Source organism: Microbacterium sp. NPDC019599, from assembly GCF_040632175.1.
In the GTDB taxonomy this organism is placed as follows: domain Bacteria; phylum Actinomycetota; class Actinomycetes; order Actinomycetales; family Microbacteriaceae; genus Microbacterium.
This window is the reverse complement of the sequence record NZ_JBEYBL010000002.1, coordinates 393,812-414,288: the sequence shown is the minus strand read 5'-3', so window position 1 is coordinate 414,288 and position 20,477 is coordinate 393,812. Positions and strand designations below refer to the sequence as shown.

The 20,477-nt window shown below is 70.6% G+C and carries 13 protein-coding genes; 6 read left to right on the top strand and 7 right to left on the bottom strand.

The window, feature by feature from the left end:
- Positions 1 to 3: 3 nt before the first annotated feature.
- On the bottom strand, positions 4 to 723 hold the full coding sequence (locus ABZ477_RS05310) for a DUF3105 domain-containing protein (protein ID WP_360128965.1): 720 nt from the start codon (positions 721 to 723) through the stop codon (positions 4 to 6).
- A 525-nt stretch (positions 724 to 1,248) separates the two neighbouring features.
- Between ABZ477_RS05310 and ABZ477_RS05305 the strand changes: the two genes are divergently transcribed.
- Complete coding sequence (locus tag ABZ477_RS05305; protein ID WP_360129823.1) at positions 1,249 to 2,478, top strand: multidrug effflux MFS transporter; 1,230 nt, start codon at positions 1,249 to 1,251, stop codon at positions 2,476 to 2,478.
- Between the two features lie 7 nt (positions 2,479 to 2,485).
- Here the strand turns inward: ABZ477_RS05305 and ABZ477_RS05300 are convergent, their stop codons facing one another.
- Together ABZ477_RS05300 and ABZ477_RS05295 are read right to left on the bottom strand one after the other, a co-directional pair.
- Positions 2,486 to 2,992: a nitroreductase family deazaflavin-dependent oxidoreductase gene (locus tag ABZ477_RS05300; RefSeq protein WP_360128962.1), complete on the bottom strand. Its 507-nt coding sequence runs from the start codon at positions 2,990 to 2,992 to the stop codon at positions 2,486 to 2,488.
- A complete protein-coding gene (locus ABZ477_RS05295) occupies positions 2,989 to 3,489 on the bottom strand; it encodes a nitroreductase family deazaflavin-dependent oxidoreductase (RefSeq protein ID WP_360128959.1) in 501 nt (166 codons plus the stop codon). The genes ABZ477_RS05300 and ABZ477_RS05295 overlap by 4 nt, the downstream gene beginning before the upstream one ends.
- A gap of 82 nt (positions 3,490 to 3,571) precedes the next feature.
- On the opposite strand from ABZ477_RS05295, the gene ABZ477_RS05290 reads away from it, so the two are divergent.
- The 5 genes from ABZ477_RS05290 (at position 3,572) to ABZ477_RS05270 (ending at position 13,388) form a co-directional block, all read left to right on the top strand.
- Complete coding sequence (locus ABZ477_RS05290; protein WP_360128956.1) at positions 3,572 to 4,273, top strand: phosphatase PAP2 family protein; 702 nt, start codon at positions 3,572 to 3,574, stop codon at positions 4,271 to 4,273.
- 22 nt (positions 4,274 to 4,295) lie between these two features.
- Positions 4,296 to 6,287 (top strand): helicase HerA-like domain-containing protein, encoded by a 1,992-nt coding sequence (locus tag ABZ477_RS05285; RefSeq protein WP_360128953.1) that lies wholly within the window; start codon positions 4,296 to 4,298, stop codon positions 6,285 to 6,287.
- Between the two features lie 189 nt (positions 6,288 to 6,476).
- The gene (locus ABZ477_RS05280; protein WP_360128950.1) at positions 6,477 to 8,927 is read left to right on the top strand and encodes an FdhF/YdeP family oxidoreductase; all 2,451 of its coding nucleotides are present in this window, start codon (positions 6,477 to 6,479) and stop codon (positions 8,925 to 8,927) included.
- Between the two features lie 187 nt (positions 8,928 to 9,114).
- Positions 9,115 to 10,665 (top strand): SDR family oxidoreductase, encoded by a 1,551-nt coding sequence (locus ABZ477_RS05275; RefSeq protein ID WP_360128947.1) that lies wholly within the window; start codon positions 9,115 to 9,117, stop codon positions 10,663 to 10,665.
- 89 nt (positions 10,666 to 10,754) lie between these two features.
- Complete coding sequence (locus ABZ477_RS05270) at positions 10,755 to 13,388, top strand: multicopper oxidase domain-containing protein (RefSeq protein ID WP_360128945.1); 2,634 nt, start codon at positions 10,755 to 10,757, stop codon at positions 13,386 to 13,388.
- A gap of 183 nt (positions 13,389 to 13,571) precedes the next feature.
- Here ABZ477_RS05270 and narI read toward each other — a convergent pair whose 3' ends face one another.
- The 4 genes from narI to ABZ477_RS05250 are packed head-to-tail and all read right to left on the bottom strand — an operon-like array spanning position 13,572 to position 20,462.
- Positions 13,572 to 14,321: a respiratory nitrate reductase subunit gamma gene (gene narI / locus ABZ477_RS05265; protein ID WP_360129820.1), complete on the bottom strand. Its 750-nt coding sequence runs from the start codon at positions 14,319 to 14,321 to the stop codon at positions 13,572 to 13,574.
- 5 nt (positions 14,322 to 14,326) lie between these two features.
- Positions 14,327 to 15,034, bottom strand: coding sequence for a nitrate reductase molybdenum cofactor assembly chaperone (narJ, locus tag ABZ477_RS05260; RefSeq protein ID WP_360128942.1), 708 nt, complete (start codon positions 15,032 to 15,034; stop codon positions 14,327 to 14,329).
- A complete protein-coding gene (gene narH, locus ABZ477_RS05255) occupies positions 15,031 to 16,716 on the bottom strand; it encodes a nitrate reductase subunit beta (protein WP_360128939.1) in 1,686 nt (561 codons plus the stop codon). The genes narJ and narH overlap by 4 nt, the downstream gene beginning before the upstream one ends.
- Complete coding sequence (locus tag ABZ477_RS05250; protein WP_360128936.1) at positions 16,716 to 20,462, bottom strand: nitrate reductase subunit alpha; 3,747 nt, start codon at positions 20,460 to 20,462, stop codon at positions 16,716 to 16,718. Before ABZ477_RS05250 ends, narH begins: the two co-directional genes overlap by 1 nt.
- Positions 20,463 to 20,477 lie beyond the last annotated feature (15 nt).

Sequence of the window (20,477 nt, the reverse complement as noted above, 5' to 3'; positions counted from 1 at the left end):
CGATCAGGAGACCTTGCCCGGCGCGTCGAGGGCGCCCGAGCACAGGGCGGTCGGCTCGGGGACGTCCTGGCTGCGCCAGTACTCCTCGAAGAACTCCGAGATGCGCGGGTCGTCCACCGAGTCGAGCTTCAGCTGATGGTTCCAGTTGGAGAGGATGACGGGGACGTCGAGGCCTTCGTAGGGCGACAGGATGACGTAGCTCGAGGGGAGGTAGGTCTTCAGCGTCGCAAGTTCGTCTGCCGAGAGCGCCTCGGGGTCGTAGGTCACCCACACCGCGCCGTGCTCCATCGAGTGGACGGCATTCTCGTTGGGGACGGGCTGGTCGTACACGCCGCAGTTGAGCCACACCTGGTTGTGCGGGCCTCCCGCCGGCGGGCTCTGCTCGTACTCGACGGTTCCCTCGACGTGCCTCGTCTCGTTCTGGTAGGTCGCGACGCCCTCGATCTCTGCGCCCGTGCCGCCCGCGTCGTAGGACGCCGGAGGAGCCGGGGCGAAGACGATCGACGCCACGATCGCGGCGATCACGAGGACGGCGGCAGCCGAGCCGACGGTCCACCAGACGATCTTGCCGCGCTTGCGCTTGGCGAGCTGCCGCTGGTACTCGGCCAGCTTCTCCTGCCGCTTCTGCTCGCGCTGCTGCTTGACGGTCTGGTTGATCTTCGCCTGGGTCGCTGGGTTGCCGCTCGTACGCTGTTCGTCGGGGCGCTGTGATGTCGGGGTCATTCGTCGATCTCGGCTCGGGGCGCCCGCGGGATGCCGTCGGGCTGCTGTGCAGGAATTGCCTCAAGCTTATTCGAGCGCATGGGACCGGGCCTGGGAACTACACATGAGCCCAGTCCGCTCATCTCGCCCAGATCGAGATGTCCATGGGGTCTCCCGGCGAGGTGGCCGGATCCGGTATCCTGGAGCCCGAATCGATTCGACCGCGGTCTCCGGCCACGTTCGCCCAGACCGACTCGGTTCTTCTGCTTCGCCGCACCTCCGCAACGCCGCACCCTCGCAGTCCACGCTGCGCTCCTGCGCCCGAGCCGCTCGCCGGTGTCGACGCGTCCGCCCTCCCGCCCCATCGTCACCGAAGTGAATTCCGCCTTGCTCGACACCGCCTCCATCCCGACGCAGCAGCCCGACACCGACCCTCAGGCAGCGACCGCGCCGTCCCCGCGGACCGCGACCGGCAGCATCCGCGTGCCCGGATCGGCGACCGGTGCCATCCGGACCCTCGGGCCCGATCCGGCGACCGCGCCGATCATGCTGCACCCGGGCGACTCGATCCCGCACCGTCGCAGGGTCCTCTACATCGTCCTGCTGGGTGCCCTGACGGCGCTCGGGCCGTTCACGATCGACCTCTACCTGCCGGCCTTCCCGGTCCTCGAGGCGGATTTCAACACGACCGCGGCGGCGATCCAGCTCACGCTGACGGGCACGATGATCGGCTTCGGACTGGGCCAGCTCATCGTCGGCCCGCTCTCCGACAAGGTGGGGCGCCGCGTCCCGCTGCTGTCCGTCACGGCGCTGCACGTCCTCGCGAGCGTCGGCGCAGCGCTCGCCCCGACACTCGAGCTGCTGTCGATCGCCCGCGTCCTGCAGGGCGCCGGCGCCGCCGCCGGCGGTGTCGTCGCGGCCGCGATCGTGCGAGACCTCTTCGGCGGACGCCGGCTCGTCGTCATGCTCTCCAGGCTCGCGCTCGTCTCGGGCGTCGCGCCCGTGCTCGCTCCGCTCGTCGGCTCGGCGCTGCTGCTCGTCATGCCGTGGCGCGGGGTCTTCGTCGTGCTCGCCGTCTACGGCGCCGTCATGCTCGTCTCGGCGACCGTGTTCCTGCCCGAGACGCTGCCGCCCGCCCGCCGCCACGAGAAGGGCTCGACGACCGTGTGGCAGCGGTACCGCAGCGTCCTGAGCGACCGCGTCTTCATCGGCGTGCTCATCATCGGCGGCATGACGTTCAGCGGGCTGTTCTCCTACCTGTCGTCGTCGTCCTTCCTCTTCCAGCTCGACTACGGCTTCGACCCGCAGCAGTACGGCCTCCTGTTCGCCGCCAACTCGCTCGGCGTCGTCCTGGGCGTGCAGGCGGCGTCGCGTCTGGCCGCACGCTTCGGCCCGCAGTGGGTCATGGCCTGGTCGACGGCGGTGCTCGTGGTGGCGGCATCCGCCATCATCGTGTTCGACCAGCTGGGCTTCGGGCTCTGGGGCACGATCGCGCCGCTGTTCGTCTTCATGACGGCGTGCGGATTCACGTTCCCGTGCGTGCAGGTGCTCGCCCTCGACCGCCACGGCAAGGCGGCGGGCACGGCGCAGTCGATCATCGGGTTCACGAACTTCGGCGTGGCCGGGCTCATCTCGCCCATCGTCGGGTGGCTGGCGCGGGATGCCGGCATCACGGCGACGACGATGGCCTCGGTGATGGTCGCGTGCGCCGTGATCGCGGTGCTGTCGCTGTGGCTGGTCGTGCGGCCGAGGACCGTCGAGCAGCTCGCGCCCTGACGCCGCGTCAGCGGGAGCCGGGACCGTCCGCCCGGCGGACCGGCTGGAGCACGAAGATCCGCGCCGTCCGGCCCGAGTCGCGCTCGTACTGCCGGTAGTCCGGCCACTGCGCCTCCATGATCGCCCACGCGGCGTCGCGCTCCTCGTCGGGGACGAGCGTCGCACGGACGGGCATGCGCCGCCCGCGCACCGTGATCTCGACGTCCGGGTGTGCGAGCAGATTGACCGTCCAGGCGGGATGCTTCGCTCCCGCCCAGTTCGTCCCCGCGACGAGTGCGCGCCCCTTGCCGTCCGCCGTGTACATGAGGGGCGCATCGCGCGGCTCGCCCGACTTCGCTCCGATCGTGTGCAGCATGAGCGACGGGACGATGAAGGCCGTCAGCTGGAAGTGCCCCTTGGTGATCCGGGCGAGGAAGCGCTCGAACGGCGGCAGCGCGGTCGTCGCGAAGGTCCTGAACCACCCCGTCCGCGTGATCGGCGCGACGAGCTCGCGCACGATGTCGACGATGCTCATGGGACCTCTCTCCGGACGGGCTGCAGGCGGAAGAGCCGCACGGTGCGCCCCGACTCGCGCTCGTAGCCACGGTAGCCGGGCCACTGGTGCTCGATGCGCGCCCACGCGGCGTCGCGTTCGGCGTCGGGGATCATCGTCGCGTGGACGGTCCAGCGCCGCCCGCGGACGGTGATCGCGGCATCCGGATGCGCCAGCAGATTCGCCGTCCACGCGGGATGCCTCGAGCCCGCGAAGTTCGTGCCTGCGACGATCGCGCGTCCCTGGCCGTCGGGCGTGTACATGAGGGGCACGTCGCGCGGCTCGCCGGACTTCGCGCCGATCGTGTGCAGCACGAGCGACGGGACGAGGAGGGCGCTCAGCTGGACACGACCGCCCGTGAGCCGGGCGAGGGCGCGCTCGACGAGCGGCAGCACGCGCGGACCGAGGAAGCGCCGGAACACACGCGTCCGTGTGAGCGGCGCGATGACGGAGCGCAGGACGTCGACGGCGACGGGCATGCTCCCATCCTCTCCCGGCCCAGATCGCGGAGCCACTTGTCAAGGGCGCGCCCTGGCGGCCGATGTCCAGCAGAATGGGGCGATGGCAGAACGAGACGTCGAGCCGGGGGCGGCGGATTCCGCGACCCGGCTTCGCATCCGGATGCTGCTCGTCGGGGTCGTGCTCATCGCGGCCTCCTTCGCGCTCGGCGTCTGGATCACGGTCAAGGGCGAGCCCCCGTTCGTGATCGACGCGTGGTGGAACGAGACGCTCGCGCAGGCGACGGCGTCGCCGTTCCTGCTGATCGTGTCGTACACGATGAACTTCCTCGGCGGGGGGTGGTTCGGCGTCTTCGCCGTGCCCATCCTCACGGCCGTCGTCCTCATCGTGCTGCGACGGCCCTGGTCGGCGCTGTACTTCGTGTCGGCCTCGCTCGCCGGTGCCCTCGTCGTGCAGCTCATGAAGCACATCTTCGGACGCGCTCGGCCGGACGAGATCATCGTGCTGACCGACGTCGGATCCTATCCGTCGGGGCACGTCGCCAACGCCGCGACGGTGGCTGTGGCGTTCGCCATCATCTTCCCGAGGCTCTGGGTCGCTCTCGTGGGGGCCGGGTGGGTGCTGCTCATGGCGTTCAGCCGCACGTACCTGCACGCGCATTGGCTCAGCGATACGTTCGGCGGCGCTCTGGTCGGCTCGGGCGTCTCGCTCGCACTGGGCGCGGGATTCGCCGTCCTGATCGCCCGCGAACACGCTCGGCACCATCGCCCGGATCCGGCACTGGATGCCTCGAACCCGCGGTGAGGGCCGTCGCTAGGCTGTGCGCATGAGCGACGCCGCTTCCTCCGATCCCGCTGTGACCGCCGCCGAAGCCGAGCTCGCCCGACTGCGCGCCGAGGCGGAAGCGGCCGAGGCCCAGCTCAAGCTCGCCCAGGCCCGCGCCGCTCTGGCCGCCGCCGAGGCGGCCGCCGCCCGCTCCCGCGCGACCACCCCCGCCACCTCACCCGCCACCGACGACTCGTCCCCGGGCGCCGCCACGCCGTCAACCGACGGGCCGGGGCCCGGCAGCCCCACACCGGAGACCTCCGAGTCGGCCTCGACCCCCGCGACCTCAGGGCCCGCGGGAGCGCCGTCCCAAGCATCCGCGACGCAGGTCCGAATTCCCGCATCGACCATCCCCGAGAGCCAAGAGGGCCCTCTGACTGCAGACGAAGTTCAACGAATCACGCAAGCGTACGGATTCGAAGGCCCATCCCTCGATCTCGGGGCCCTCCTGAACACGAACCCCATATCGAGCAGCCAGATCAGGATTCCACTCGCCATGATGAACCGCCACGGTCTCGTCGCGGGGGCGACCGGCACCGGGAAGACGCGGACGCTGCAGGGCCTGGCGGAGCAGCTCGCGGCCAAAGGCGTCCCGGTCTTCGCGGCCGACATCAAGGGCGACCTCTCGGGCGTCGCGACGCCCGGCGAACCGAGCGAGAAGCTGCTCGCCCGCACGCAGGCGATCGGACAGGACTGGAAGCCCGAGGCCTCGGTCACCGAGTACTTCGCACTCGGCGGCATCGGCAAGGGCGTGCCGGTGCGTGCGACGGTGAGCGGGTTCGGTCCGCTGCTGCTGAGCAAGGTCCTGGGGCTCAACGAGACGCAGGAGTCGAGCCTCGGTCTCGTCTTCCACTACGCCGACGAGAACGGGCTCGCGCTGGTCGATCTCTCCGACCTGCGCGCCGTGCTGACCTATCTCACGAGCGACGAGGGCAAGGCCGAGCTCAAGAACCTCGGCGGGCTGTCGGCGGCGACGGCAGGCGTCATCCTGCGCGAGCTCATCACGTTCGCCGACGAGGGCGCGGACGTCTTCTTCGGCGAGCCCGAGTTCGAGGTCGCCGAGTTCCTGCGGACGGCGGCGGACGGACGGGGCGTCATCTCGCTGCTCGAGGTCCCGGGCGTGGCCGACAAGCCGGCGCTCTTCTCGACGTTCCTCATGTACCTGCTCGCGGAGCTGTTCGAGCTGCTGCCAGAGGTCGGCGACCTCGACAAGCCCAAGCTCGTGTTCTTCTTCGACGAGGCGCACCTGCTCTTCAAGGAGGCGTCGAAGGACTTCACGGCCGCGATCGTGCAGACGGTGCGGCTCATCCGCTCCAAGGGCGTCGGCGTCTTCTTCGTGACGCAGACGCCGAAGGACGTGCCGGGTGACGTGCTCGCGCAGCTGGGCTCGCGCGTGCAGCACGCACTGCGCGCTTTCACCCCCGACGACGCGAAGGCTCTGCGCGCGACGGTCGGCACCTACCCGAAGTCGGGCTACGACCTCGAACGGACGCTGCAGGAGCTCGGCACGGGCGAGGCCATCGTCACCGTGATGAGCGAGAAGGGCGCGCCCACGCCCGTCGCGTGGACGCGCCTGCGCGCGCCGCAGGGGCTCATGTCGCCGACACCCGAGGCGCAGATCGACGCGGCGGTGGCGGCATCCGCTCTCCTTCCCAAGTACGGGACGCCGGTCGATCGCGAGTCGGCGCGCGAGATCCTCACGGCGAAGATGAACGCTGCGGCCGAAGCGGCCGCCGCCGAGGACGCGGCGCTGGCGAAGGCGAAGGCGGATGCCGAGTACGCCAAGCAGCAGGCCGCGATCGAGAAGGCGCAGGCCGCCGCCGAGAAGAAGGCGCAAGCGGAGTACGACCGGCTGCTGAAGAGGACGTCGGGCACGTCGCGGACGACGCGGCGGGCCGAGAAGTCGCCCATCGAGTCGATCCTGAACTCGCGGTCGACGCAGACGATCCTGAACAGCGTCATCCGGGGAGTCTTCGGCACCGGCCGGCGGTGAGCCTCGCGCCGGATCAGGAGATGCACGCGGAATCAGGATGCTGTGGGCCGGCGCATCCTGATTCCGACTGTCTGTCCTGATCCGGTGTCACGCCCACCGACGATTTCGGAGCACGCCGCGTGACCCAGACCTAGCATGGGGAGAGGCCGAGGCATCCGTCCTCCGGCCACGCCCACGCGAGGAAGCATCATGGCCAAGCGCGCACCGACCGTCGACATCGACGAGTCGAAGGTCCGCCACTCGGGGACGAAGAAGGTGGCGGTCGGGGTGCCCGCGGTCCTGCACGCGCTGCAGATCGCGAACGACCAGATGGGCGTGGGGCGCAGCATCCAGACGCTCCTGCGCGTCAATCAGAAGGACGGCTTCGACTGCCCCGGGTGCGCATGGCCCGAAGAGGACAAGCGCCACATCGCGGAGTTCTGCGAGAACGGCGCGAAGGCCGTCGCCGAGGAGGCGACGCTCCGGCGGGTCGGGGCGGACTTCTTCGCGGCGCACTCGCTCGCCGAGCTGCAGCTGCACGACGACTGGTGGCTGGGCCAGCAGGGGCGCCTGACCGAGCCGATGATCCTCGACGAGGGCGCCGCGCACTACCGCCCGATCTCGTGGGATGACGCGCTCGGCGAGATCGCGTCGGCCTTGAGGGCGCTCGACGATCCCGACGAGGCGGTCTTCTACACGTCCGGTCGCACGTCGAACGAGGCGGCGTTCCTCTATCAGCTGCTCGTCCGCGGGCTCGGCACGAACAATCTGCCGGACTGCTCGAATATGTGCCACGAGTCGTCCGGGTCGGCGCTGACCGAGACGATCGGCATCGGCAAGGGCACCGTGTCGATCGAGGACGTCCACGAGGCCGACCTGCTGATCGTGGCGGGCCAGAATCCGGGCACGAATCATCCGCGGATGCTGTCGGCGCTCGAGAAGGCGAAGCGCAACGGCGCGACGATCATCGCGGTGAACCCGCTGCCCGAGGCCGGACTCATGAGGTTCGAGAATCCGCAGACGGTGCGCGGCGTCGCGTTCGGCGGCACGAAGCTCGCCGACCAGTTCGTGCAGATCCGCCTCGGCGGCGATCAGGCGCTGTTCCAGGCGATCGGCAAGCACCTGCTCGAGGTCGAGTCGCGCGACGGCGGTGTGCTCGACCACGCCTTCATCGCCGAGCACACGAGCGGCTTCGAGGCGTACAGTCAGGCGATCGCGCAGACCTCCTGGTCCGAGCTGGTCGCGGCGACGGGCGTGCCCGAGAAGACGCTGCGCCGCGTCGGGGAGGCGGTGCGCACCTCGAAGGCGACCATCGTGTGCTGGGCGATGGGGCTCACGCAGCACAAGCACTCCGTCGCGATGCTGAGAGACGTCGTCAACGCTCTGCTGCTGCAGGGCAACATCGGCCGGCGCGGAGCGGGCCTGTGCCCCGTCCGCGGTCACTCCAACGTGCAGGGCGACCGCACGGTCGGCATCTACGAGAAGCCGTCGGTGAGGTTCCTCGACGCGCTCGACCGCGAGTTCGCGTTCCAGGCGCCGCGCGAGCACGGCTACGACACGGTCCAGGCGATCCGTGCCATGCGCGATGGCTCGGTGCGGTTCTTCATGGGCATGGGCGGCAACTTCGTCTCGGCGACGCCCGACACGGAAGTCGTCGAGGCGGCGATGCGCAACGTCGACCTCACGGTGCAGGTCTCGACGAAGCTCAACCGCTCGCACGTCGTCGCCGGGACGCGCGCGATCATCCTGCCGACGCTCGGCCGCACCGACCGCGACTCGCGCGGCGGCAAGGAGCAGCGCGTCTCGGTCGAGGACTCGATGGGAGCCGTCCACTCGTCGCGCGGCCGCCTCGCGCCACCGTCGGAGGAGCTGCTGAGCGAAGTCGCGATTGTCGCACGACTCTGCGCGCTCGTGTTCGGAACGGTCCCCGAGTCTGTCGACGGGTCGGTGAGGCCGGTCGCCGTGGGCACCGGCATCCGGGATCTCGAGGCGATCGACCGCGCGCAGGTCGAGCGCTCGCCGCGGGAGGAGACGGCGACGCCGCAGGTTCCCGCGCCGGAGCATCCCCTCAACGTCCCCCAGGCGGACTGGGCGGCGCTGGAGGCGGACTACGCGCTCATCCGCGCGCACATCCAGAACGTCGTACCGGGCTTCGACGACTACGAGAAGCGGATCGACAAGGGCGGCACGCTGTTCCTGCCGAACGGACCCCGCGACGCGCGCACCTTCGCGACCGTCGACGGCAGGGCGCGGTTCACCGTCAACGTGCTCGAGTACCCCCGCATCCCGCGCGGCCGGCTGCTGCTGCAGACGCTGCGCTCTCACGACCAGTACAACACCACGATCTACGGCAAGGACGACCGCTACCGCGGCATCCGCGGCGGGCGCCGGGTGGTGCTCGTCAACGCGAAGGACATCCAGGCGCTCGGGTTCGCCGAGGACGAGATCGTCGACCTCGTGTCGGAGTGGACGGGACCCGACGGCGTCGTGCAGGAGCGCCGGGCCGAAGAGTTCCGCGTCGTCGCCTACCGAACCCCGCGCGGCAACGCTGCGGCGTACTACCCCGAGACGAACGTCCTCGTGCCGCTCGACTCCGTCGCGGACGTGAGCGGCACGCCGACCTCGAAGTCGGTCGTCGTGCGGCTCGAGCACCGGGAATAGGGATCGTCGAGCACGCTCTCGCCGGGCGAGGAGAAATCGCGGGACGAGGATGTCGCCGCGCTGAACGTCCTCGGCTCGCGAGATGTCCTCGTTTCGCGAGACCTCGGGTCGGGGTCGGGCGGGTGGCACGCCTGGGGCCCGGGCGCAAGCCCTGGTGACGGCATCCGTCCCGCCCTAGCTTCGGATGATGACAGATCACTCGACGCCGACGGGCCGGGAGCCCGCACTGCGGGCGCAGCCTCGCCACGACGGCGAGCCGCCGCGCGCGCTCGTGCTCGGCGCGACGGGCTACATCGGCGGACGCCTCGTGCCGCGCCTGCTCGCGGCGGGCTACCGGGTGCGGGTGCTGGCGCGCGATCGCCACCGCGTCGCGACATTCGAGTGGGCTCCGCGTGTCGAGACCGTCGTCGGAGAGGCGGGGGATGCCGCAGCCGTCGCCGAAGCCGTGCGCGACGTGGACGTGCTGTACTACCTCGTGCATTCCATGGCCGCGGGTCGAGGGTTCGAAGAGGCCGATCGCCGCGCGGTGCGGACGACGGCGGAGGCGGCCGCCGCGGCCGCTGTGTCGCGGATCGTGTACCTCGGCGGGCTGCATCCCGACGACGCCGACCTGTCGCCGCACCTCCGCTCGCGGGTCGAGGTGGGCGAGGTCCTGCTCGCGTCCGGCGTGCCGACCCTCGTGCTGCAGGCGGGCGTCGTCATCGGGTCGGGCTCGGCGTCGTTCGAGATGGTGCGGCACTTGACGGACGTGCTGCCGTACATGCCCGCACCGAAGTGGGTGCGCAACCGCATCCAGCCGATCGCCGTGCGCGATGTGCTCCATTACCTCCTGGGCGCGGCGCGGGTTCCTGCCGACGTCAACCGCGCGGTCGACATCGGGGGACCGGACGTGCTGCGGTACGGGCAGATGATGAACGGCTATGCGCTCGAGGCGGGTCTTCCGCAGCGCCCCATCGCAGCCCTGCCGGTCCTGACGCCACGGCTCGCATCGCATTGGGTGAATCTCGTGACCCCGATCCCACGGTCGATCGCGCGACCGCTCGTCGAGTCGCTGCAGAACGACTGCGTCGTCAAGGATCGCGACGTGGACGCGCTCATCCCGCCGCCCGAGGGCGGGCTGACGCCGTATCGGACGGCGGTCGCCCTCGCGCTCGGCCGCGAGCGGGACGACCTCGTCGAGACGAGCTGGCTCGATTCCGAAGTGCTGGGCGTTCCCAGCGACCCCCTCCCGAGCGACCCGGAGTGGGCGGGGCGCACCGTCTTCACGGACGAGCGGACGGCGCGCACCACGGCCTCGCCCGAGCGCCTGTGGCAGGTCATCGTCGGCATCGGCGGGGTCAACGGCTGGTACTCGCAGCCGTTCCTCTGGGCGCTGCGAGGATGGGCGGACAAGCTGGTCGGCGGCGTGGGCCTCGCCCGCGGACGTCGCAGCCGGACACGGCTGGAGGTCGGCGACGCGCTGGACTTCTGGCGCGTCGAGGCGATCGAGCCGGGGAGTCTGCTGCGCCTGCGCGCCGAGATGAAGGTGCCCGGACGCGCCTGGCTCGAGCTGCGGTCGCGCGCGGACGGCGACGGGTCGCGCTACGACCAGCGGGCGGTCTTCTTCCCCAAGGGTCTCTCCGGCCACCTCTACTGGCTCGCGGTGCTGCCCTTCCACGGCTTCATCTTCCGCGGCATGGCGAACCGCATCACGGCGACGGCCGAGGCGGCGGCGGGCGCTCGGCCGGACCCGGGCTGATCCTGAGCTGCGGGCCGGAGGACAGCATCCGGCGAATATCCACGGCCTTCCGAGGACGGCGCACCGCGCGCGATTCCTAGCGTGGGGGAGTGGATGCTGCGCCCCCACGCCGGGCCGCCCTGTCGCGGCGCGACTGGTACCTCCTGACCAACTCGATCGTCCTCGCCTGGATCGTGCTCGCCCTCGTCGCGGTCGGCGTCCACCGATTCGTCGATCAGCCGCTGTGGCTGCTCGTGCACGTCCCGCTGCTGGGGGCCGCGACCGCCGCGATCCTCATCTGGTCGCAGCATTTCGCCGACACGCTCCTGCGCCGCTCGGCGCCGGGCGGGCGTGCAGGTCTCGGCACGCGGCTCGCCCTTCACACGCTCGGAGCCGGCGTGGTCATGGCAGGAATGCTCACCGCGACCATCCCGCTCGTCGCGATCGGCGGCGGTGTCGTCGCCGCCGCCGTCGTCGCGCACGGCATCATCCTGGGGCTGCAGACCCGCACGGCGCTTCCCGCGCGGTTCGCGCCGCTCGTGCGCTACTACGTCGCGGCGGCCGCAGTGTTCTTCCTCGGCATCGCGGCGGGAGTCGTGACGGCGATCCGCCCCGTACTGGCCGATCGCCTGGTGACGACGCACCTCATCCTCAACGCCTACGGGTGGATCGGGCTGACGGTGCTCGGCACGCTCGTCCTCCTGTGGCCCACGATCCTGCACGCGCGCATGCCCAGGACGGCGGATGCTGCCGCCCGCCATGCCCTCCCGGTCCTCGTGGCAGGTCTCGTCGTGGCGGCCACGGGACCGATCGTCGACCTCCGCCCGCTCGTCGCGCTCGGCATGGCCCTGTGGATCGCGGGAGCCGGGCGGCTCGCGGTGGAGGGATGGCGAGAGGCCCGAGCGATGCCGCCCGCGACCTACGCCGGCTGGAGCCTCGCCGCGGGATTCGCCTGGGTCGTCGCGGCGGCCGCGGCCCTCGGCATCCAGTCGCTCGTCGTGCCCGACTGGGCGACCCTGCGCGTCGAGTACCTCGTCGTGCTGGGCCCGCTCGTCGTCGGGTTCGTCGTGCAGGTGCTGACCGGGGCGCTCAGCCACCTGCTCCCCGTCGTGGCGCTCGGCAGCCCCGCAGCGGCCAAGGCCGGCTCCGAAGTCCTCGACCGCGGCGCGGCGTTCCGGGTCGCGGCGTTCAACGGTGCGATCCTCCTGTACCTCGCCCCGATGCCGTCGCTCGCCCGCGTGCTGCTGTCCTTCGTCGTCGCGGGGCTCGTCGTGACCTTCGTCGTGCTCGCCGTGCGGGCGCTCGTCGTCGGTCGCCGCATCCGGCGTGCGGAGGGACCGCACCCCGACCGCTCCGGACGCGTGACGATCGGGATGCCGCTCCCCGCCCCGCCCTCACCGCCGCGGCGGCGGCCAGGAGCTGTCGTCGCGGCGCTCGGCCTGCTCGCCCTGTGCGTCGGCGCGGGCGTGGCCGTCGACCCGGCGGCGGCCGGGATCTCGACCGTCGCCCCGTCTCAGGGGGTCGTCGCGACAGGGGAGACGACCGCGGTCACGGTACGCGTCGACGGCATGCGGTTCGACCCCGCCGTCATCGAGGTACCGTACGGCGACCGGCTCGTCGTCACGTTCGAGAACACCGGGACGGACGTCCACGACCTGACCTTCGCCAACGGGGTGCGGACCGGGCGCCTGGCGCCGGGCGCGTCCGAGAAGATCGATGTCGGGCTCGTCGGCGCCGACTTCCAGGGATGGTGCTCCATCGCGGGCCATCGCCAGATGGGCATGGAGCTCACGGTCGAGGTGACGGGGGCCCCTGCCGTCGACGATTCCCACGCGGCCGGGCACGAGCACGATGCCGGGTCAGCCGGCGCCGCAGCCGACGTCGACCTGCAGCGCGAGCCCGCAAGCAGCTTCGCGGCATGGCCGGCCGCCCTGGTCCCGGCCTCGGACGAGACCGTCCACCGCGTGACGCTGAACGTCGAGGAGATCGTGACGGATGTCGCTCCCGGCGTGTCGCAGGCGCGCTGGACCTTCGGCGGGAGAGCGCCGGGCCCCGTGCTCCGCGGCAGGGTCGGAGACCGGTTCGAGATCACGCTCGTCAACGACGGCACGATCGGCCACTCGATCGACTTCCACGCCGGCGCACTCGCACCCGACGGACCGATGCGGACGATCCAGCCGGGCGAGACGCTCACCTACGCATTCACGGCGACGCAGGCCGGGATCTGGATGTACCACTGCTCGACGATGCCGATGTCGATGCACATCGCCAACGGCATGCATGGCGCCGTCATCATCGACCCGCCCGACCTGGCACCCGTCGACCGCGAGTACGTCCTCGTGCAGGGCGAGCTGTATCTCGGCGCCGCGGGCGCGACGGCGGATGCCGACAAGATCGCTGCCGGCACTCCGGACCTCGTCGCGTTCAACGGCTATGCCGACCAGTACGTCCATCGCCCGCTCAGTGCGGCGGCGGGGGAGCGGGTACGGGTGTGGGTGCTCGACGCGGGACCGAACGCGCCGTCGTCCTTCCACGTCGTCGGCGGCCAGTTCGACACCGTCTACGTCGAGGGCTCGTACGTCCTGCAGGCGGGCGACCCAGGCGGTTCGCAGGCGATGGCGCTGCAGCCCGCCCAGGGCGGGTTCGTCGAGCTGACGTTCCCGGAGCCGGGCTCGTACCCGTTCGTCACGCATCGCATGAGCGACGCGGAGAAGGGCGCACGCGGCCTCTTCCGCGTCGAGTGAGCTGCCACCGGGTCGCCTGGGCGGCTCGGGGTCGCTTCGGGTGGACGAGCTGTGCGGGGCAGGGCATGCCCGCATGTTCGCCACTCCGACACTTGTGCGATCGTCATGAGGAGGACCTCGGGGCGGTGCAGGTCCGCCCCGAGGTCTCGAGCCCGCCCCATTGCGGGTGGCTCCGGCCTGGCCTCAGGGCCGGCGCAGCCGCTGCGGGTCGGGAGCGCTGACCGGATCCCAGCCGCGGCGAGGCGGGCGAGCGCCGCGGTGCGCATCGCGCGAGCGGTACACGATGTACGGCCGCGTGAGGTAGCCGAGCGGAGCCGAGAACACGTGCACGAGGCGTGTGAAGGGCCACAGCGCGAAGAGCGCGAACGCCGACAGGACATGGATCTGGAAGAGGAGCGGCACGTCGACCATGAGCTCCGGCTGGGGCTGGAAGAACAGGATGCTGCGGATCCAGGGTGAGATCGTCTCGCGGTAGTGGAACCCGCCGCCGAAGACCTGGTACACGACCGTCGCGAGCGTCCCGAACAGCAGTGTGACGCCGAGGAAGACGTACATGACCTTGTCCATCACGGTCGTCGCGAGGAACACGGGGCCGACCGTCCTTCGCCGGTAGACGAGGATCGCGAGGCCAGCGAGCGTCAGCACGGCCGCCGCCGTCCCGAGGAAGGTCGCTCCGAAGTGGTACATCTCCTCCGAGATGCCGATCGCGTACAGCCACTCGCGGGGGATGAGGAGGCCCACGGCGTGGCCCGCGATGACCATGAGGATGCCGATGTGGAACATCGGCGAGCCCCACCGCAGCAGCCGGCTCTCGTAGGTCTGGCTCGACCTCGTGGTCCAGCCGAACTTGTCGTAGCGGTAGCGCCACACGTGGCCGACGATGAACACCGCGATGGCGGCGTACGGGATGGCGACCCACAGGATGACGTCCATGGCGTTCACGGCTGCTCTCCTCGCTGCGAGACGGGCTGGAAGGGCGGAAGCGATCCGAGGAAGCTGAGGCCGACCGTCTCGGCGGGCGGTCCCTCGGTGATGAGCCGGACGAAGCGCTCGCGCGTCTCGTCGTCGATTGGCGGAAGCGAGAGCGTCACGGCTCGGACGACGGCCGCCCACGGGCTGTCCATCGACTCGAGGGCCGCGCGGAGCACCTCGATGCCGTCGCGGTGCGACGCGATGAGCGCCTCGGCGATGGGCGAATCGCTGAGGGCTGAGAACTCGAGGGCTACCGGCAGGTAGTCCGGCAGCTCCTGCGCGTCGAACTCCCAGCCCGCGGCGCGGTACGCCTCGAGGAACGTCACGAGCGCCGTGCCCCGCTTACGGGTGTCGCCCGTCGCGTAGTAGCTGAGGTACAGGCTGCACTTGCGCTTGAGGTCGAAGGTGAGCACGTACCGTCGCTGCCATTCGGTCAGGCCCGCCTCGGTCGCGGCATCCGCGAACTGCGCGAGCGGCTCGGCGATCGGCGCGGGAAGTCCGTCCAGCCCGCCGCGCACGCGGGCGAGCCGAGCGAACCACGCCTCGTCGGGGTAGTCGAGCAGCAGCGACGCGATCATGTGGACGCGTGCGCGCCGCGCCGGGTCGAGGTCGAGCGACTCGAGCTCGACGGGAAGCGCGCGCCGCGGGGTGACGCGGGGCAGGAGGGCGCTCATCGCTCCTCCTCCGCCGCGCGGCGGCCCTTGCTCGTCGTGCGGATCTCACCCTGCTGCGCAGGCGGGAACATGCCGTCCGGAGTGCCGTTGCCGTCCCAGTTGAGCAGGTTCACGCGCCCCGGCGTCGAGGGCCGGTCGGCCGTCTGGCGGTCGGCGAGCACGTGGAAGTTCTCGACCGCGACCGGGACGCTCGGACCGCTCGAAAGACCGAGCGGTCCCGCGCCCCCCATTCCAGGCCCGCCCTCGTAGTCGAGGGAGCAGGCCATCTCCTCCAGTTCGTGCGCGCGCTCGGAGTGCGCCGTCGGGATGACGTAGCGCTCCTCGTACTTCGCGATCGCGAGCAGCCGGTACATCGCCTCGACGGACTCGCCCGTCATCCCGACCGCCCGCGCGATCCGCTCGTCGCGCTCGCCGTCGAGGTTGAGACCCCGCATGTACGAGCGCATCGCGGCCAGGCGGCGCAGGGAGTGGTCGACCGGGCCGGTGTCGCCCGCGCTGAAGAGCTCCGCGAGGTACCCGATCGGGATGCGCAGCTTGTCGATCGCTGCGAAGAGCGTCGGCGCGTCCTCACCGTCGTTGCCCGACTCCGACACGACGTCGACGACGGGCGAGAGCGGCGGGATGTACCAGACCATGGGCATCGTCCGGTACTCGGGGTGCAGCGGCAGGGCGACCTCGTACTCCTGGATGAGCCGCCAGATCGGGCTGCGCTGCGCCGCCTCGATCCAGTCCTCCGGGATGCCGTCACGCCGGGCCTGCTCGACGACGGCGGGGTCGTGCGGGTCGAGCAGGACGCGCCGCTGCGCGGCGAGGAGCGCCTTCTCGTCCTCGACGCTCGCGGCCTCGGCCACACCGTCGGCGTCGTAGAGGACGAGCCCGAGGTAGCGCAGCCGCCCGACACAGGTCTCGGAGCACACCGTGGGAAGGCCGACCTCGATGCGGGGGTAGCACATCGTGCACTTCTCGGCCTTGCCGGTCTTGTGGTTGAAGTAGACCTTCTTGTACGGGCAGCCCGAGACGCACATGCGCCAGCCGCGGCACTGGTCCTGGTCGACCAGGACGATGCCGTCCTCGGCGCGCTTGTACATCGCGCCGGAGGGGCACGAGGCGACGCAGGACGGATTGAGGCAGTGCTCGCAGATGCGCGGGAGGTAGAACATGAAGGCCTTCGAGAACTCGGCCTCGACCTTCTCGCTCATCTTCTGCAGGATCGGGTCGTCCTGCATCGTCTCGAGCGACCCGCCGAGGTCGTCATCCCAGTTCGCCGACCACGAGATCTTCATGTCCTTGCCGGTCAGGAGGCTCTTCGGCTTCGCGACCGGCACATTGGCCCCGCGCGGGGCGTTGAGCAGCATGTCGTAGTCGTACGTCCACGGCTCGTAGTAGTCGTGGATCTCGGGCAGCTTCGGGTTGGAGAAGATGCTCGCGAGCTTGGCGAACCGGCCGCCGCTGCGCAGCTTCAGGCGGCCGCGCTTCGTGCGCACCCAGCCGCCGCCCCACTTCTCCTGGTCCTCGTACCCCCGCGGATAGCCGACGCCGGGACGGGTCTCGACGTTGTTGAACCACACGTACTCGACGCCGGTGCGGTTCGTCCACGCCTGCTTGCACGTGACGGAGCAGGTGTGGCATCCGATGCACTTGTCGAGGTTCATGACCATCGACATCTGAGCCATGACCTTCATCAGTACTCGACCTCCTGGCTGCGGCGGCGGATGACGGTGATCTCGTCGCGCTGGTTCCCCGTCGGGCCCAGATAGTTGAACGCCCACGCGAGCTGTGCGTAGCCGCCGATGAGATGACTGGGCTTGAGGAGGATGCGCGTCAGGGAGTTGTGGATGCCGCCGCGCTGACCGCTCGTCTCGGCGATCGGCACGTCCACCGTGCGGTCCTTCGCGTGGTACATGTACACCGTGCCCTCCGGCATCCGGTGCGACACGATCGCGCGGGCGACGACGACGCCGTTGCGGTTGTAGGACTCGATCCAGTCGTTGTCGCGGATGCCGGCCTTCGCGGCATCCTGCGGGCTCATCCAGATCGTGGGGCCGCCGCGCGAGAGCGACAGCATGAAGAGGTTGTCCTGGTACTCGGAGTGGATCGACCACTTCGAGTGCGGCGTGAGGTAGCGCACCGCGACCTCGGTCTGGCCGGGCGCTCCGGGGCCCGCGACGCGGCGCGTCGCGCCGACCTCGGGTGAGTCGAACAGCCGGTGCATGTCCAGCGGCGGGCGGAAGGTCGGCAGGTTCTCGCCGAGCTCTTCCATCCAATCGTGGTCGAGGTAGAAGTGCTGGCGGCCCGTGAGGGTGTGCCAGGGCTTCAAGTGCTCGACGTTGATCGCGAACGCCGTGTAGCGGCGCCCGCCGTGCTCCGAGCCCGACCACTCGGGGGAGGTGATGACGGCGCGCGGCTGCACCTGGACGTCGGCGAACGTGATGTGCGAGCCCTCGTGGTCCTCGGCGAGGTGCGCGATGCGTTGTCCCGTGCGCTTCTCCAGCGCGCGGAATCCCTGTACCGCGAGACGCCCGTTGCTCGTGCCCGAGAAGGCGAGGATCAGCTCGCACACGCGCTTGTCGGAGTCGAGCCGCACCCGCCCCGCCATGGGACCGCCCGCGACGACGCCGTTGACGTGCTCGAGCCGGCGGATCTCCTCGTCGGGGTGGTAGGTGATCGCCTTGGTGGTCATGCCGAGCTTCTCGGTGAGCGGGCCGAGCGACTTCCACCGGTCGGCGAGCGCCGGGTAGTCGCGCTCGACGACGATGAGCTTGGCCATCGTCACGCCGGGGACGAGCGACGGATCGTCCGGAACCGCGCCGTGCGCGTAGGCCATGACATCAGGGGTGTCGTGCTGCAGCGGAGACGCCACGACGTCGCGCCGGACGCCCAGGTGCCCCTCGCACAGCTCGCTGAAGCGCTCCGCGAGCTCGCGGAACAGGTCGTAGTCCGTCTTCGTCTGCCACGGCGGGTTGATCGCCGGGTTGAACGAGTGCAGGAACGGGTGCATGTCGGTCGAGGACAGATCGTGCTTCTCGTACCACGTCGCGGCGGGGAAGACGAGGTCGCTGAACAGGGTCGTGGACGTCATCCGGAAGTCCGCCGTCATGAGCAGGTCGAGCTTGCCGGCAGGGGCGTCGTCGCGCCACACGATGTCGCGGGGGCGCGAGCCCTCCGGAGTCTCCGAGGCGCGGATCGCCGAGTCGGTGCCGAGCAGGTGCTTCAGGAAGTACTCGTTGCCCTTGCCCGAGGAACCGAGGATGTTCGCGCGCCACACCGTCACGATGCGCGGGAAGTTGACCGGCGCGTCGGGGTCTTCGCACGCGTAGTGCAGCGATCCGTCCTGAAGCGAGTCCACGACGTGCTGTGCGGGCTCCTTGCCCGCAGCATCCGCCTCGTCGCACAGGTCGAGCGAGCTGCGCGAGAAGGTCGGGTAGCTCGGCATCCATCCCCGCTTGACGGATTCGACGAGGCAGTCGGCCGTCGTCCGGTCGGCGAATGCGCCGCGCGCGAGGGGAGAGGCGAGCTTGTCGGCGGGCAGCCCGTCGTAGCGCCACTGGTCGGTCGCGAGGTACCAGAAGGCCGTGCCGATCATCTGCCGCGGCGGCCGGTTCCAGTCGCCGGCGGTCGCGTACTGCGAGTAGCCGGTGATGGGCCGGACCTTCTCCTGCCCGACGTAGTGGGCCCAGCCGCCGCCGTTGACGCCCTGGCATCCCGTCATCGTCGTGAGCGCGAGGAACGTGCGGTAGATCGTGTCGGAGTGGAACCAGTGGTTGGTGCCGGCGCCCATCAGGATCATGGAGCGGCCGCCCGAGCGGTCGGCGTTGTCGGCGAACTCGCGCGCGATCCGGATCGCCTGGACGGCGGGCACCGACGTGATCTCCTCCTGCCACGCGGGCGTCCCCGGCGTCGACGGGTCGTCGTAGTCCGCGGGCCACGCGCCGGGAAGACCCGGGCGGCCGACGCCGTACTGCGCGAGCAGCAGGTCGAACACCGTCGTGACGGTGCGCCCCGCGACCGTGCGCACCGGCACGCCGCGCACGACGACGCCCGATCCGCCGGCGTGCTCGTCGCCCTCCTGCGGCGCGACGTCGAAGCGCGGGAGCGCGACTTGGGCGGATGCCGTGTCGCCGTCGCCGATGTCCGCGAGCGAGAGCGGCGGCACGACATCCCCGAGATCGAGGTTCCACCTCCCTTCGTCCTCTGCCGTGAAGCGGTGCCCGAGCGATCCGTTCGGGACGACGGGCGTCCCGTCCTGGTCGAGCAGCACCGTCTTGAAGTCGGCGCGCGGTGCTGCGGCATCCGTCCCGCCCAGATCGCTCGCCGTCAGGAACTTGCCCGGCACGAGGCGGTCGCCGTTGCGCTCGAGCGTCACGAGATACGGCGCGTCGGTGAACCGGCGCATGTAGTCCTCGAAGCGCGCCGTGCGCGTGGCGACGAAGTGCTCGCGGAGGATGACGTGGCCCATCGCGAGCGCGAGCGCGGCATCCGTCCCGGGGTGGGGTGCGACCCACTCGTCGGCGAACTTCGTGTTGTCGGTGTAGTCCGGCGAGACCGTCACGACCTTCTGCCCGCGATACCGGGCCTCGGCCATGAAGTGCGCGTCGGGCGTGCGCGTGACGGGCACGTTCGAGCCCCACATGATGAGGTAACCGGCGTTCCACCAGTCCGCCGACTCGGGGACGTCGGTCTGGTCTCCGAACACCTGCGGGCTCGCGACGGGCAGGTCTGCGTACCAGTCGTAGAACGACAGGATCGTGCCGCCGAGGAGGTTCAGGAACCGCGCGCCGGCGCCGTGCGACACCATCGACATCGCCGGGATCGGCGAGAAGCCCGCGACCCGGTCGGGTCCGTACTTCTTGACGGTGTAGACGTGCGCCGCGGCGGCGATCTCGAGCGCCTCGTCCCACGTCGTGCGGATGAGTCCGCCCTTGCCGCGCGCGCTCTTGTAGGCACGGGATGCCTCGGGGTCCAGGGCGATGGACTCCCACGCGTCCACGGGGTTCGGGTGGACGGCTTTGGCCGCGCGGTAGCGCTCGGCGAGAGCATCCCGGATGTACGGATACCGCACGCGCGTCGGCGAGTACGTGTACCAGCTGAAGGCGGCGCCGCGCGGGCACCCGCGCGGCTCGTACTCGGGGGAATCCGGCCCGACGGAGGGGTAGTCCGTCTGCTGCGTCTCCCACGTGATGATGCCGTCCTTGACGTACACCTTCCACGAGCACGAGCCGGTGCAGTTGACGCCGTGCGTGGACCGCACGACTTTGTCGTGAGACCAGCGGTCGCGGTAGAAGACGTCGCCCTGCCGGCCGCCCTCGAGGAAGAGGGCGCGGAGGTCGGGCGACACCTCGCCGCGGCGGAGGAAGCGGCCCATGCTGAGCAGCGAATCGGTGAGCGGCCCGTCTGTCGCGGGGTGGATCGCTCGCGTGTCTGGGGTCATGACTGCATGTCCTTC

Bases quoted from the DNA above. Each gene is read 5' to 3' on its own strand.
- ABZ477_RS05305 (WP_360129823.1), top strand. From the start codon at position 1,249: ATGCTGCACCCGGGCGACTCGATCCCGCACCGTCGCAGGGTCCTCTAC.
- ABZ477_RS05295 (WP_360128959.1), bottom strand. From the start codon at position 3,489: ATGCCCGTCGCCGTCGACGTCCTGCGCTCCGTCATCGCGCCGCTCACA.
- ABZ477_RS05280 (WP_360128950.1), top strand. From the start codon at position 6,477: ATGGCCAAGCGCGCACCGACCGTCGACATCGACGAGTCGAAGGTCCGC.
- narH (WP_360128939.1), bottom strand. From the start codon at position 16,716: ATGAAGGTCATGGCTCAGATGTCGATGGTCATGAACCTCGACAAGTGC.
- ABZ477_RS05300 (WP_360128962.1), bottom strand. From the start codon at position 2,992: ATGAGCATCGTCGACATCGTGCGCGAGCTCGTCGCGCCGATCACGCGG.
- ABZ477_RS05285 (WP_360128953.1), top strand. From the start codon at position 4,296: ATGAGCGACGCCGCTTCCTCCGATCCCGCTGTGACCGCCGCCGAAGCC.
- narJ (WP_360128942.1), bottom strand. From the start codon at position 15,034: ATGAGCGCCCTCCTGCCCCGCGTCACCCCGCGGCGCGCGCTTCCCGTC.
- ABZ477_RS05250 (WP_360128936.1), bottom strand. From the start codon at position 20,462: ATGACCCCAGACACGCGAGCGATCCACCCCGCGACAGACGGGCCGCTC.
- ABZ477_RS05310 (WP_360128965.1), bottom strand. From the start codon at position 723: ATGACCCCGACATCACAGCGCCCCGACGAACAGCGTACGAGCGGCAAC.
- narI (WP_360129820.1), bottom strand. From the start codon at position 14,321: ATGGACGTCATCCTGTGGGTCGCCATCCCGTACGCCGCCATCGCGGTG.
- ABZ477_RS05275 (WP_360128947.1), top strand. From the start codon at position 9,115: ATGACAGATCACTCGACGCCGACGGGCCGGGAGCCCGCACTGCGGGCG.
- ABZ477_RS05290 (WP_360128956.1), top strand. From the start codon at position 3,572: ATGGCAGAACGAGACGTCGAGCCGGGGGCGGCGGATTCCGCGACCCGG.